Origin of the sequence: Halodesulfovibrio sp. (assembly GCF_025210605.1) — a bacterium.
Taxonomy (GTDB): Bacteria; Desulfobacterota; Desulfovibrionia; order Desulfovibrionales; family Desulfovibrionaceae; genus Halodesulfovibrio.
The window spans coordinates 24,971-38,000 of record NZ_JAOARI010000034.1 but is presented as its reverse complement, the minus strand read 5'-3'; the positions used below and the strand labels follow the sequence as shown (position 1 = coordinate 38,000).

The window sequence follows — 13,030 nt, the reverse complement described above, 5'->3', positions numbered from 1 at the left end:
CTTCAAATGTAATCTGTTTATGCCCCATGTAGTTATCCCTCCATTGTGGAGTTTTTTCATGTAAGGACAACATATCATGGGGCTTCTTGTTTTGAAGCCCTAAGTTCATCAAGGTGTTAAGTTTCAAATTACAATCTACGGGAACAAGGTTCTCTGGACTCTCCAAAAACTTTTAGGGGCGAAGGTCGCCCGTTGCTTTATGTTGCTGGTAGCCGCAAGGGGGCTACCTTTCTGTTTCGGGTAGTCCCCTTTAAGCTGACTGATGTATTAAAAAACGAGGTGGGCTCGCTAATAAAAAGTTTAAAAGGGGGTCTGGGGGAAAACTTTTCAAAGTTTTCAGCCCAGCCGCCGGAGGCATCAAAACAGTCCCTAAGCACTCATTGCGAAATCAGACCCGCCGCTCGGTAGCGTTGCAAGCGGCTCGTTGTGCAGGGCATGCATTATTGCCCAGGCTACGTCTGCATGCCCTGTGTCGGATGTTCTGTTGGCAGAATAGGTAATGTGCCCGTTGGCGGTGGAGGTTTGCTTTACTGTTAGGAATGCTCCGGCGATGTCGGTGAGTGATGCGTCCCAGTGGATGCGGTTTGTGTTGATTACGTCCTGCGTTTTTAGAACGAGGTGCGTTTTGGTTTTTAGCCCGTAATGGATGGGCGTTACCTGCGGGTAGAAGGCTTCTACCATCTCCAGCACGCCCAAGCCGGGACCGGTTGTGTCCATGCCGATGTAGGTGAAGTTGTAGCGCTGGGTGAGCTGCTTGATCAGCTCCGCCTGCCAGCGCAGGGATTGCCCAAGCCATTTGAAGCGGGCGAGTACGCGGAAGGTGCCTTGCGGCTCCAGCGGCGGGGCGACGATGACGAACGATGCATCATCGCGGCTGCGGGACGGATCGTACCCACCCCACACGGGCATGTTGCCGAATGGTCGCAGAATGTCTGCACGGTAGTCGTGCCAGTCGCTGCTGTCTGCGTAGCATTGCTCAAGGGCAGAGAGCTTGAACACGCCAAGGCTGCCGTCGATGAACTTGCAGGCGAATAGGTTGGCGAAATCTTCGGGGCTGTATTCAAGCTTCAGCTGCTTGATGTCGAACAGGTCGCAACCGCCTGCCATGGCATCCTGAATGGTGATGATCTTGCGCCAGATTTTATCCACGCATTCCACACCGGCTTGTAGTTTCTTGAAGGATGGAAACTGTACGCGCTTTGTTTTGAAGCGCTTGTTGTATAGTTCGCCAGACCACAGCGGATACGCCTCGTGACTGACGCATGACGGGGTGGAAAATATGGTGCGCCGCCACTTTTTGTGTGTCGCCATGCCGGTGGCAACTTTGTAGAGCTCGCTGAATTTGTTAATCCAGAAACACTCGTCAATATATACATGCCCGTGGTACGACTGCGCACTTTTGGAGTTGTTGGAAAGGAAGTAGAGCGTGGCTGTGCCGTGCGCTGTGTGTAGTTCCAGCTTGTCTTTCCCCTTCAGTTCAATGTCGAACTTTTGCTTGGCAATGGCGATGATGTAGCAGCGGAAAACATCTGCCTGCGCACGTGTGGCGGAAAGAAATATCTGGTTGTCGCCAGTGAGGCATGCGTCCTCAAACGCTTCCTGCGCAAAGTACCACGTGGCACCGATCTGGCGGGACTTAAGAATGAAGCGGTTGCGGTAGCGCTTGGCTTCGCGCAGCTCGTGCTGATACACGAAATAGTCGCCGTGAAGCTTCTCTGCAAAGTCTTCTGCAGTAAGGTGCGATACGTCGTTTTTAATCTTCTTTTTGGGCTTCTTCTTGTCCTTGGAGCGTCTTGGTTTTCCGTCATCGTCTTGCGGATTAGCTCCGTATTCTGCGTTGCGTCTGCGTTCATCAAGCTTTTGCAGGCGCTCTAAAATAGAGACAAGCGTGTTCAGCTCTGCAAGGTCTGTCTTGTCCTTATTCTCCTTGCCTGTAAGCAGCACAAGGCGGCGCTTGGTGGCGTTGATGGTGCTTTCGTGCTGTAGTAGATTGTCCCAACCGTCTTTATCTCTCCAGTGGTAGAGCGTGCGTTTAGACAAGTTGAGCATTGTGTGAATTTCTGCAATGGTGTGTTTACGCAAAAACAAGTCACGCGCTGCTATTTTTATTTCTTCAGGATACTGCGGCATTGCGCTACAGTACATATCCTTCCTTTATATCTCCCCATTCTACAGTCCTACAATCTATATATAGGATTCGCTTACGTTGTAACATGCATGCATCCGTGTATGGTTACGTCATGTTATACACAGAGTTTATCAAAGTTGCACAGTCCGGCACTACAATGGACGGGCGCGAAATTGCGCCACAGGATTTACGCGAGATTGCAGAATCCTACAGTCCAAGCACGTACGAAGCCGTAATTTGGCCGGAGCACGAACGCTTTTTTGGCAACCACGGAACCGTAGCCGCAGTGGAAGCACGCGAAAACGGGGAACTGGTGGAGCTATACGCCAAATTTAAGCCGGGCTGGCGTTTTTTGGAGAAGAATAAGGAAGGGCAGAAGCTCTATTCTTCCATAGAAATTTGGGACAACTTTGCTAACTCCGGTAAGGCGTACCTAGCCGGTATTGCCATTACCGACACACCTGCCTCGCTCGGAACCGAGCAGATTCGCCTGTTCACCGCACAGCGTACCAAGCATAGCGAGCAAGCCGGAGAATTTTACGCCGGCGTAGAGCTACCATCCTTTTTTGCTGCCGCAGCGCAGCCGGACGAACAAAAGCCAGAAGCCTATTCTTTATTCCAGCGTCTGGGCGCTGCGCTGTTCGGCAGCAATATCACAGAACCAGAAACACAAGAGGAAAGCATGAAGGACGACCAGTTTAAGCAGCTGCTTAATGCTTTAACCGATACCCAAAGCGCCGTTAACGGCTTGGCAAATAAGTTTGAAAGCCAGCAGGCAGCGCCGCAAGCACCGGAACTGGCGCAGGAACCGGTTAAGACCGAACCGGAGAATAACTTCTCCGCGCAGCTGGAGCCGCTTGTAAACAGCATGACAAAACTTTCTGAGCAGTTCGGCGCAATGGCGCAGCGCATGGAAGGTGCAGCCGGCGGAACATCCGTTCCGGAAAACGCCAACCCTGCCAGCGGCAACGCACTCATTTAGGGGGCACGGTTGAATACATTAACAAGACAAGCCTTCAATGCCCTTTGCAAAGCTTATTGCGAAGGCTACGGCGTTCCTTCCGTTCAGCAGCAGTTTTCTCTTACCCCGACAGTTCAGCAAAAGCTTCAAGATAAGATTGTAGAGCAGTCTACCTTCCTGCCGAAGATCAACGTTATCCCAGTAGACGAGCTGCAGGGGCAGAATATTTTAGGCTGCGTTACCGGTCCCGTTTCTGGTCGAACAGATACCAGTGTGGACGGTAAAGAGCGCATGCCGCGCGATGTGCTTGGTATGGAGCCGTACGAGTACCAGCTGCACCAAGTGAACAGTGATGTGTACATGACCTATAAGACCATGGACGTGTGGGCGAAGTTCCCAGATTTCCACGATCGCTACACAAGCAACGTGCAGTCGCAGATTGCAAACGACCGCGAGCTTGTTGGTTGGTACGGTACACACGCCGCCAAAGATACAGATCTTTCTAAATACCCGCTCATGCAGGATGTGCTCCCTGGTTGGTTCCAGTACATGCGCGACCGCAAGCCGGAGAACATTATCTCTCAGGGTAAAGTAGCCGGCGAAATTCGCATTGGCGAAGGTGGCGACTACGCCAACCTTGATCTTGCCGTTAACGACATGCTGCAGGGCATCCCGAAATGGAAGCGCAAAGGCTTGGTCGTAATGGTGGGTGATGAGCTTATTGCGCGCGAGCGCGCCGCATTGCTTTTAGCCGTTAAAGGTACTCCGACAGAAAAGAACGCCATGAACACAGCCATGGCAACCATCGGCGGGCTGCCGTGGGAGACTCCGTCTAACTACTCAGGACGCGGTCTTACCATCACTAACCACAAGAACCTCTCCATCTATTATCAGGACGGTAAATGGCGTCGTCACATCAAAGACAAGCCGGAAAAAGACCGCGTGGAAGACTTCAACAGTCGTAACGAGGGCTACGTAGTTGAGGACGTAGAGCAGTTGGTTGCAGTTGAGTTTGATAATGTGAAGCTGCCGAATGAAGCCGGCGATGGCTGGGTGTAAAACTGATGCCAGCTCCGCACATTGCTGCGTTGCTCACAACTGCCAAACTCTCACGTATGTCTTGATACGCTTCGAGCTTGTCAGTTGCTACGCTCCTTGCACTGCACAAAGCTGGCTCAGTTTTAGATAATTTTGATTTGGAGAATTTTATGAGCTTAATGCTTTCTCACCAAGAGAATATACGCGCAGCGCGTGAACAGGCAGAAGCAGAGCTGGAAGCACCGGATACGTTCAAGGTAGCTCCTATGGGCTTGATTGGTAATCAGCAGCTTGGCGCTTTGCTCGATAAGGCACTCGCCCCACAGGGCGCGATTCAGGACATGGCGTGGAACTGGGCGTATTCAAGTATGACGCGCTCATTCAGGTAGAAGCCTTTAACGGCAGCAGTAGCGTATTGCTTCTCCTCGTAATGGGCTGGCTGCATGATCACGACAAAGAATGCGACCATACCGGTCTTGCAGATCCGGAAGTAGATGCAAGCTTGAACGATGACTTTACCGCGGATGTTGATCTCGCCATAGAGTTTGAAGAACCGCTGTAGATAGTGCCGGATGAAAACGGCAGCATTCCTTTTAACGGCAAGCGTTGGCGTGTGGCAGATGTGCCCATCGATGTTGCTGAAGAATTAGCCGGCTTCGATGGTAAAGCCCATGCCGACAACTAGCCCGCTTGAATTTTCTGTAGATAGAAAATCCCGCCTCAAGTTTAGAAAGCAGCTGCAAATACTGGCAATGGAGCCACGCGAGCAGCGCAGGATCATCATGACCATGGCGCGCACTGTGCGTAAGCAGGCAGCGTTGAATATTCGGCAGCAGCGCACTGTAGAAGGACGCCGAATGGCTCCGCGCAAGGATTCTAGAATCAAGCGCCGCATGCTGAAGAATTTAGCGAAGCCAAATGGGAAAAAGGGGTTGCAGGTGTTTGGGCGTGGACATGATGCAGCAGAGCTTGCGTATGGGAATCGAGGTGTTGGCAAAGTTGCCTTATAGGCACCAGCACGGGATTGCAGAACCATGGAGTGCTGCAAGAGCTGCAGAGCAATATGGAACGCCGAACTACAAGGCGCCTGCTACTCGAGCTCAAGCCAAAGCGCTTAACGCTGCCGGTTATCGTGTTTCTGTCAAAAAGAAGCGTGGCAAAGGATCTCGCCTGAAACGTGTTTCCATTAAGTGGATTTGCGAGAACTTGACGCAGGGGCAGGCAGGAAAGCTGATAAAGCTGCTAAGTGGCAACAATACGCATTCCTCCCGCTGGGAGAGTAAGCCCGCAGCCCGTCCGTTTCTTGGTGCAACGCCAGAAGACAAAAAAGAAATGCTACACGATTTAGCCCGCCGAACCATAGAACAACTCAAGAAATAAGAGGTGCAAATGGCAACCCCTATAGTGCAAGTAAACCGCCTTAACCGTAATCAGGGACCGTTTAAGGAAGTGGAACGTTTTTTTGCTTCATTGGTCTGGTAGATACTGGGCGCGGCAGCTTGCACATGGTGAATACAGACACCGACCTCGATGCCGTTTTGGGCAAAAGCACCAGTGTGCTGAAAACGCAGGTTGAAGCTGCAAAAGTGAATGCCGGTCAAAACTGGAATGCCTGCGTCTTTGTGCTCGATGGTGTGCTTACGTGGAAAGAAGCGGTGGATTACGTCATGGAGCAGAAGAGCGTAGAAGGCTTTGTTCTGACAGATCCAATCACCGAATCTACAGAAGTGGAAGCGATGCAAACCAAACAAGCCGAGGTAATGGCAGAGTACATGCGCCCGACGGTGTTTCTTGCTGCTTTCCGTAAGTTGAATTCACTAGCTGACACATGGGCAACTTACATAAAAGCTGTTGTGGATATGCTTAGCGGTTTGCGCGCAGAGACTGTGTCTGTTGTTCCATATCTGTGGGGCCACGAGCTCGGCACTTACGTCGGGCGTTTGTGTAATCGCGCTGTGACAGTGGCAGATTCTCCTATGCGCGTTGCAACAGGCAACTTGCTTGGCGAATGGGCAAACAAGCCGCAGGATATGCTCGGTAGACCGGTGGACCGTTCTATTTTGAAAGCCCTCGCGGATGCTCGCTTTGACTGTTTCCGGAGAACTGGAAATTCGCACAGAAGATCTCTCCGGAGAAACAAGCGGAACAGCGCGCGTGGATAAAGGCGTGAAGCCGAAAAAGCTGAATGTAGCAACCAATATTCGATGTGAAGATGCAAGGCAGCTGCGCGACCTTATCCGCGTCATAGAGGCACGTGGAGCGCATGGCGAGGGCAAGGTGTACAACATCACTAATCGTGAAGCGAATGCGGCAGGGATTAAGCAGGTGCGCGTGTCTGATCGCTTCAGTTGGAAGCCCATAGACGGGGTGAAAGCGTGGGCTGTGGCGTTCACGCTACGTGAATATTTAAGCGTTCCGGAGAAAGCCGAGAAGCGTGAAAAAACACCGGAGCCAGTAGCCCAAAAGAGCGAAGGCACAGCCATAGCGCCAAAGCAGCCGGATGCAGAGCCACAAACCGCAGTTGCCGTTCAGGAACCGCAAACAATGCTGGAAAGCATTCTGCATAAAATAGACGAGGCACTGGCATGAAGCTGCGCAAGTCTCTCTACATTGGCGGTAAGCTGTTTGATCTGGTGGAAGATGATGTGCGGCTGGAAACCAACACTTCCGGTCGCGCTTTGTTTCGTGTGCAGTCGGTAAAACCGCTTAGCGGCATAGTGCAGCTGCGGCTTGGCTATTCGAACCAGAACAAAGATCAGCTATTTTTCTCCGGCTACATTGAAAACAGTCACACGGTAGATGCTGCCACACAAAAGATTTTTTGCAGAGAAATGGCAGCCGCCCTCAGTTTTCAACTTCCCGTAAGCTTGCGCCACCCCACCTTGCACGATGTGCTGTGCGCCTACAGCGACAAAACAAATCTCGCCTTCACAGTTCCGGAGCAGCCGTACGCAACGCGCCGCATTCCGCATTTTCAAACACTCGGTAGCGGCTACCATGGCATGGATCAGCTCGGGGTTGTGTTCGGCATAGAGGACTATTTCTGGCAGCCGCAACCGGATGGTTCCGTCTTTGTAGGCTCATGGCAGCATAGCTGCTGGGCATCGCGATCAGTGGATATAGAAGAAAAGTTTTTTACGGGCGTCACAGCAGCCGGCGCAAAAGTACTTCCGGCAATTCCTGCGCTCCGTGCGGGTGTGTTGCTCAACGGGCAGCGCCTCACATCACTCCAGTTAACAGGGCATGAAATGGTGATTCAGTGCGAGAACTCATAATGCGCGTGGTGCTGCGAACTTTTCCAGAACTGACAGCAGGGCTGCATCTTGATCGATATGCGCGGGTGGTAAAGGTGTGTGATGCTCCGGAGCAAGGTGGCACGAGCGAGCGGTTTAGACCTCGATATGCGGTGGATGTAGAGATTCTGACGCCGGAAGGTGCGCGTGATAAAGCCTTCCCCATTTACGAGGCTGTACCGCTGCCGGTGCCAGTAGGTGCAGGCATGGAGTCTGGTCTGTTTGCGTTTCCAGAAGCAGGCGCGCTGGTTGTTCTGGGCTTTGCCTATGGTAGAGCCGATCATCCGGTGATTCGTCAAATCTACCCCATGGGGCTTTCTCTACCACAGTTAACTAACGGCGACTTGCGTTGGCAACAGTCTGCCACAGTCTACCAGAGTGCGGATACGCAAGGAAACTGGCTGCGAACCAGTGAGGCTGCGATAACGGATGAAAGCCTGCGCCACGTGCGACGCTGTGTGGAAGCAGTAGATGAGCTTTCGCGAGAGGTGCGAACCATTGCAGAAAATAGCACTGAAGAAGTCGGCGGCGTAAAGACGCTAGAAGCTCTGGGTGCCATGAATATTACATCTGGCGGGCGAGCAAATATAGCAGCCGTGGATAGCCTGAATTTGACCACAGCCCGTGATCTACGCTGCATAGTGGCAGACAATAAGCGCGAGGGCATCGGCAAAGATCATCAAACAGAAGTGAAGGGCAGCCGAACAAGCAACATAGCAGGTTCAGACTCCAATACCGTCGGGCAAAACTTTACCCAGACCATCGCCGGAACCAGTACAGAATCAATCGGCGGCAACTCCACGCAGCAGATCAGCGGCAACGCTACGCAGTCTATAGAAGGTAATAGCGATGTAACAGTCGGCGGCGCGCATTCTGTGGCGTCGAAATCGACAACCACCCACTCTGCAGGGAGCGTGTTCACCATAGCCGCGCCAAAGATTAAAATTGGAAGCAGCGGCGCAGCTGGTGGCGTATCGCTGTTGGATGAAATGGATAAGGTGTGGAAGGCGCTGCATGACCTCGCAATGGTACTAGCCAGTCACACGCACCCAGTATCCGGCAGCACTGCGAACGCACCGCATCAGAGCGGAGCAATTGCAGGATATGGGGAGAGGGTTGAAGAGTGTCGGGAGCGTGTTGAGGGGATTAGGGGGTAAAACAGTTATAAGTAAAAGTATTGCATTGATTGAAGGTTAGGTAATATTCTCCCCTTGATCTCTAATATTATTCTTTCAAAGGAGAATTGATGAAAAAAATTTTAGTTTCATGCTTAGTAGCGATTATTGCAGCTGTCGTTGGTAATTACTATCTGGAAGTGGTACATGTCGCACCACGAGCGAAAGCGGCTCAATTACTTGCTGCAGAAGAGAATGCGAAGGGGCGTGCGTTAACTATCGAGGAAAATGCTAAAGATCGAGCCGTAATTATTGAAGAGAATGCCAAAGATCGAGCGTTAACCGTGGAAGAAGGTGGAAAGAACCGTGGGGCTTTTGTTGAAGAGAGCGCGAAAGACCGAGCATTAACAATAGAAGAGAATGCGAAGGACCGAGCCCTTATTATTGAGGAGAACTCGAAGGAGCGTACGTTTAAAAAAGATGAAAATGAGAAAAACCGTAATGCTCAGTCAAGGCAAGAAGAGCATGCAAGAGCAGAGCGTAAAAAACAACGTCAGTTAAAAGCGCGTCGCGAGCATGTTAAGGAACTTCGTAAGGCGATAAATATTTTTGTTTATGAAATGCAAGGTCTTGATACCTATAACGTTGCTGTTGCTAAAAGTCATACATCTACAAGGGCACGATGGGCTTTTATGCTTTCTCATAACCCTAAAGCGCTCGAAAAGATGCATCCTGTTTTGATGAGCAGTTTTAATGCTATAAAATTGTTAATTGATGCAAATAATGGTGCTGAAGTTGACCTGTATAACTATATTGACTCAGTAAGAGTTGATGCATTTAAAGATACTGTTGCCCTTGCAGACAGTAAAAGACGTACAGAGTATAAACCTCACATGAGTGGTCAATTTATGACAAGGATTAATGAAGGGTTGTCTTCAATTGAGCGTGGTGAGTAGTTTGTCACTTGTATTATTTTAAGCTTAGTTGAACTGGTTCCCCTTGAGTCTCAGATAATCTAGATGTGGGCATCGGTTTAAAATTTGATGTTAAAAATAAAAAACCTCCCGTCTCAATGAGGCGGGAGGTTTCATTTTAAATTGTATTTTCTGCTAATAGTTTATCGATTAAATTTTGGATGATAGCAATTTCTTCTTTTAGTTCTTTAAAGAAATTTTTTCTTAGTAGGCGTTTTTTATCTTCAAGCTCTCGAATGAGCGCGTAGGAGCTTTGCTGTTTTGCTTCAAGACTGATGCCTGGCGCATGAATGTTTGCCTGTGCCCTTACCATTTTAATGTTTTCTCCAATGTCGTAATGGTTTGAGCAATGCTCTTTAATATCATGTATCGATTGATGGATTTTATTGTAGATGCTGCTGGCATCATCACCTAATACGATTTGAGAGCGGTTAAGATAAGTATAGAGTTTGCTAAATGTTGTCATATAAGAATTTAAAATATGTATAATTATCTCACTATGCCTATCAACTGAATTTGACATATCGCTGGGTATCTCATGTGGTAGGTAAAAGTTACTCGCAATATGTCTGAGTGCATCAACAGAGTTTTTTGCATGTTCGCCGAAATTAACAGCAGCTTTATATTGTTCTTTTTGTTTGTACTCCCCTTTCCAACTATTAACACCCCAAATACCAATACTTGCAAGGACTAATGAGGCAGAAGCATTTGCGAGGCTAGCCCATTCGCTGGAGCTAAGGTTGATTGTGAAAGGCGATATCTTCGTATCCCAAAGCCAATAAAGAAGAAATCCTCCGAGACAGAGGATTTCTGAGTATTTTTTGATGAAGTTTAGCGACATTAGTTATCTCGATGGATTAGGATATCTGCGATGTGAACTGGCAGGCTTATCGTGTGCTGCATGAAGTACGCGGAGAGACTTTGTAACTTCTGTTAATGTTGCAGCAGCTTCTTTTGCATAGCTAGTTTGTTGTTTTGCGCTTAGTGGTTCTGGTGGCCATTCAATGTCGGTTAAGAAATTGTCGAGTAGTTTATGGTAGCCTTCTTTACCTTGAGAAAATTCTTTGATTAAAAGATAAGCCTGCATTTTACGTTCAAAAATAGAACGAATTTTGGTGACGTAAAGAGAAGCATCAACGTATGCTCTGTGTTGTTTTAAGCACCAGACCGCAAGTGCTTGAAGAAAAACAAAAACTAAACTGCACGAAACTATCCCTATAAAGTGTTCTGTTCTTGCAGCGCTACCTAAATATTGTAGAAAATAGTTCCATAGAATGATTGTTGCTAAGAGAAGTAAAACGCCTGAGATAGCAATTTTAATTCCTTGCTCAAGCATTATCGAAGCTTTTCTATCAAAAAGTAAGACTTGTTGAGTCAAGCTTTGTGATATTTGGTCAAAAAGTGATTGCTGAGTATATGGTTCAGAAGTTTGTTCTGTTCTTTTTTCGGAGTCAGGCCTGTTGTTTTTTGCATATGTAATATGGATGTCTTTCTTTCGCTCGAGATCAGCTTGTTGAAAAACATTTTGATAAAAAGCTAAAAATGTTCCTACGATTCCACAAGATATTAGCACGATAGAGATTAAAAGCTCTTCATCTGAACTTACTATTGTAATCACTTTCTTACCAAGAGTATTTATATCTGGAGAGATTACACTAAGGAGTACTAGGAGGATAAAAATGAGTGACGCAGCTATTGAAAATTTTGTAATTCGTAGAAAAAGAATTTTTGTTTTATTTAAGAAGGAATATTGCACAGAGAAGGCTCCTAGTGGATTTTTGAGAATTGTATGTCTTTCTAAAAACTCTTTCAAGATAGCATATTACGTTTCCTGAAATTTCTTTCCTACTTGACCCTGCTTGCAAACTTCGGCATATTCTCCCCTAGGTGATCTCAAACACCTTTGACACTCAGCGGCTTATCCGCTCCCGTAAGAAGTGGTTTTTTTTTGCGTCTAATGACCAAAATGCACAGTCCCTAGGAATAGTGCATCTTGTGATCGGAAGCATCTTGAATTACATATTCGCCAAATATTTTGGTCGGGAGTACGAAGGTCATATAATACCCGCAAGGGGAAAGCCTTCTGCCGTGCTGAGTGCGGTTTGAGAACTCCCGACCTTTTTTATTGGTTATGGACAACTTCTCATAAACTCAAACAACACTCAGGAGTTGCCAAATGGCACAATCTACCACCATTCCAACCGGAATGCTTCCAAGCATGGACGAGCTGCGCGACGCAGCTGCAACGCTCCAACAGATCCGCAAAGACACTTCCACAGCAGAAAGCAGCCTCGCGCTGGACTACATTGCAGACAAGCTCATCGAGCTCGCTAACACCGTAGAGCGGAGGGTAGCAGCATGAGTCAGCAAGTAGAGCAAACAGATCACGTAATGACTCTCTACAACATCGCCCGTTCCCTAAACATGATGCATGAAGAATTCGGCGATAAGTACCCAGAGCTAATTTTCATCCTAAAAAGCATGGAAAAAGCCGTAGACGATGCCGCCGCCCATTTTGATGGAGCGGGAGAACGGATTACTGAATAGAAAGAGAAAGCAAATGAAAAGTCCCCTACCTTGATCTAAGTAGTTTTTAAATTTTTCTTTTCCCGTAAGACCTTTTTTATTTTTTCGATACCACCACGGGCAACTAGGATGAGGGACAGCACCGACAAGTGCCCCGTTGTCAGCTAGCTCATTTATGAATCCAGATTTTTTTGCGGTTCTAAATGCAAGAGAGCTTGTAAAAACAATAAGGTCTGGGCGAAGTTGCTTGGCAACTGTTAAGCAAACATCATAGCTAATTTTCCTGTCGAGTTCGGTGACCTTAATCGAGTCACCAGTAACTTGAGCGGGGCGTTGAAAGTAGTTCATAAACGCAATATGGGTAAATGCTGAAGGAGTGTAGGTTAATGCTGGAATAAATTCTTTTAGAGCTGAATCAATATTGCGATAAATAGAATGAGATTTCAGTCTCCACTTGCCGTTATTGGCTATTTTTTCAACATTTGACCCGATGATTTCTCTAGTGCTGTACCAACCTTTGTTAGCACGTTTTTCAATTGGAATACCAGCATACCAATCTTCAGCAGCATGGTGATATGTATCACCTTTGTCTAAATAATGGCTCTCGCCAATGACAAATATCTTGGGAGAAAAAGAAGAGTAATATTCACCAATCCAAGGAATCATATTTGGATACTTTTGATAGTGAGAAAGTTTCATTAATTCTGAGTCGTATGATGTGTCGGCTTTAGTCTTCGGAAGTGATGGCGTTGATAATGTCATAATTATTTGTCCCTCGTAGTAGCGTGAGTTGCCAGCGTAGAATGTTAAAGCATGTATGCAGCAAGGGACTGTGCGCTTTTTGAGGGATCTGTGCAATAGGGTGTCGAGATGTAAGTGAAAAAAGTATATCTTAGAATCAAAAACACTCCTTCGCTCCCGCCTTCGAGCATTTTTTTGTCATTTTTTTGCAATTAGCGAAGGGTGCAAAACAGTGTGCCAGAGCCCGCCAGTAC

General features: G+C 47.9%; 16 protein-coding genes. 12 read left to right on the top strand and 4 right to left on the bottom strand.

Annotated elements, in window-relative coordinates:
• Positions 1–369 precede the first annotated feature (369 nt).
• Complete coding sequence (locus N4A56_RS13490) at positions 370–2,130, bottom strand: terminase family protein (protein WP_295548085.1); 1,761 nt, start codon at positions 2,128–2,130, stop codon at positions 370–372.
• Between the two features lie 110 nt (positions 2,131–2,240).
• On the opposite strand from N4A56_RS13490, the gene N4A56_RS13485 reads away from it, so the two are divergent.
• The 11 genes from N4A56_RS13485 (at position 2,241) to N4A56_RS13435 (ending at position 9,491) form a co-directional block, all read left to right on the top strand.
• Complete coding sequence (locus N4A56_RS13485) at positions 2,241–3,110, top strand: GPO family capsid scaffolding protein (RefSeq protein WP_295548083.1); 870 nt, start codon at positions 2,241–2,243, stop codon at positions 3,108–3,110.
• A gap of 9 nt (positions 3,111–3,119) precedes the next feature.
• Positions 3,120–4,148: a phage major capsid protein, P2 family gene (locus N4A56_RS13480; protein WP_295548081.1), complete on the top strand. Its 1,029-nt coding sequence runs from the start codon at positions 3,120–3,122 to the stop codon at positions 4,146–4,148.
• 158 nt (positions 4,149–4,306) lie between these two features.
• Positions 4,307–4,516, top strand: coding sequence for a hypothetical protein (locus N4A56_RS13475; protein ID WP_295548078.1), 210 nt, complete (start codon positions 4,307–4,309; stop codon positions 4,514–4,516).
• Positions 4,474–4,689: a phage tail protein gene (locus N4A56_RS13470; protein WP_295548075.1), complete on the top strand. Its 216-nt coding sequence runs from the start codon at positions 4,474–4,476 to the stop codon at positions 4,687–4,689. The genes N4A56_RS13475 and N4A56_RS13470 overlap by 43 nt, the downstream gene beginning before the upstream one ends.
• Positions 4,690–4,798: 109 nt before the next feature.
• Positions 4,799–5,137, top strand: a complete 339-nt coding sequence (locus N4A56_RS13465; protein ID WP_295548073.1) for a hypothetical protein — start codon at positions 4,799–4,801, stop codon at positions 5,135–5,137.
• Entirely contained in the window at positions 5,082–5,507 is a 426-nt protein-coding gene (locus tag N4A56_RS13460) for a hypothetical protein (RefSeq protein ID WP_295548072.1), read from the top strand. The genes N4A56_RS13465 and N4A56_RS13460 overlap by 56 nt, the downstream gene beginning before the upstream one ends.
• Positions 5,508–5,632: 125 nt before the next feature.
• Positions 5,633–6,289: a DUF2586 family protein gene (locus N4A56_RS13455; RefSeq protein WP_295548069.1), complete on the top strand. Its 657-nt coding sequence runs from the start codon at positions 5,633–5,635 to the stop codon at positions 6,287–6,289.
• Positions 6,282–6,716 (top strand): hypothetical protein, encoded by a 435-nt coding sequence (locus N4A56_RS13450; RefSeq protein WP_295548067.1) that lies wholly within the window; start codon positions 6,282–6,284, stop codon positions 6,714–6,716. Before N4A56_RS13455 ends, N4A56_RS13450 begins: the two co-directional genes overlap by 8 nt.
• A complete protein-coding gene (locus N4A56_RS13445; protein WP_295548064.1) occupies positions 6,713–7,402 on the top strand; it encodes a hypothetical protein in 690 nt (229 codons plus the stop codon). Before N4A56_RS13450 ends, N4A56_RS13445 begins: the two co-directional genes overlap by 4 nt.
• On the top strand, positions 7,387–8,577 hold the full coding sequence (locus N4A56_RS13440) for a hypothetical protein (protein ID WP_295548040.1): 1,191 nt from the start codon (positions 7,387–7,389) through the stop codon (positions 8,575–8,577). Before N4A56_RS13445 ends, N4A56_RS13440 begins: the two co-directional genes overlap by 16 nt.
• 89 nt (positions 8,578–8,666) lie before the next feature.
• Positions 8,667–9,491: a hypothetical protein gene (locus tag N4A56_RS13435; protein WP_295548038.1), complete on the top strand. Its 825-nt coding sequence runs from the start codon at positions 8,667–8,669 to the stop codon at positions 9,489–9,491.
• 136 nt (positions 9,492–9,627) lie between these two features.
• On the opposite strand, the gene N4A56_RS13430 is transcribed toward N4A56_RS13435, so the two are convergent.
• The gene (locus N4A56_RS13430; RefSeq protein ID WP_295548036.1) at positions 9,628–10,350 is read right to left on the bottom strand and encodes a hypothetical protein; all 723 of its coding nucleotides are present in this window, start codon (positions 10,348–10,350) and stop codon (positions 9,628–9,630) included.
• Positions 10,351–10,353: 3 nt separating this feature from the next.
• Positions 10,354–11,265, bottom strand: a complete 912-nt coding sequence (locus N4A56_RS13425; RefSeq protein ID WP_295548034.1) for a hypothetical protein — start codon at positions 11,263–11,265, stop codon at positions 10,354–10,356.
• A 420-nt stretch (positions 11,266–11,685) separates the two neighbouring features.
• Between N4A56_RS13425 and N4A56_RS13420 the strand changes: the two genes are divergently transcribed.
• On the top strand, positions 11,686–11,871 hold the full coding sequence (locus tag N4A56_RS13420) for a hypothetical protein (RefSeq protein WP_295548032.1): 186 nt from the start codon (positions 11,686–11,688) through the stop codon (positions 11,869–11,871).
• Positions 11,872–11,981: 110 nt separating this feature from the next.
• Here the strand turns inward: N4A56_RS13420 and N4A56_RS13415 are convergent, their stop codons facing one another.
• Positions 11,982–12,797 (bottom strand): hypothetical protein, encoded by an 816-nt coding sequence (locus N4A56_RS13415; RefSeq protein ID WP_295548029.1) that lies wholly within the window; start codon positions 12,795–12,797, stop codon positions 11,982–11,984.
• Between the last annotated feature and the right edge of the window lie 233 nt (positions 12,798–13,030).

What these genes read in the sequence shown, in the direction of transcription:
- N4A56_RS13490 (WP_295548085.1), bottom strand. Translation starts at nt 2,130, where the DNA reads ATGCCGCAGTATCCTGAAGAAATAAAAATAGCAGCGCGTGACTTGTTT.
- N4A56_RS13485 (WP_295548083.1), top strand. Translation starts at nt 2,241, where the DNA reads ATGTTATACACAGAGTTTATCAAAGTTGCACAGTCCGGCACTACAATG.
- N4A56_RS13475 (WP_295548078.1), top strand. Translation starts at nt 4,307, where the DNA reads ATGCTTTCTCACCAAGAGAATATACGCGCAGCGCGTGAACAGGCAGAA.
- N4A56_RS13465 (WP_295548073.1), top strand. Translation starts at nt 4,799, where the DNA reads ATGCCGACAACTAGCCCGCTTGAATTTTCTGTAGATAGAAAATCCCGC.
- N4A56_RS13460 (WP_295548072.1), top strand. Translation starts at nt 5,082, where the DNA reads ATGATGCAGCAGAGCTTGCGTATGGGAATCGAGGTGTTGGCAAAGTTG.
- N4A56_RS13455 (WP_295548069.1), top strand. Translation starts at nt 5,633, where the DNA reads ATGGTGAATACAGACACCGACCTCGATGCCGTTTTGGGCAAAAGCACC.
- N4A56_RS13445 (WP_295548064.1), top strand. Translation starts at nt 6,713, where the DNA reads ATGAAGCTGCGCAAGTCTCTCTACATTGGCGGTAAGCTGTTTGATCTG.
- N4A56_RS13435 (WP_295548038.1), top strand. Translation starts at nt 8,667, where the DNA reads ATGAAAAAAATTTTAGTTTCATGCTTAGTAGCGATTATTGCAGCTGTC.
- N4A56_RS13430 (WP_295548036.1), bottom strand. Translation starts at nt 10,350, where the DNA reads ATGTCGCTAAACTTCATCAAAAAATACTCAGAAATCCTCTGTCTCGGA.
- N4A56_RS13420 (WP_295548032.1), top strand. Translation starts at nt 11,686, where the DNA reads ATGGCACAATCTACCACCATTCCAACCGGAATGCTTCCAAGCATGGAC.
- N4A56_RS13415 (WP_295548029.1), bottom strand. Translation starts at nt 12,797, where the DNA reads ATGACATTATCAACGCCATCACTTCCGAAGACTAAAGCCGACACATCA.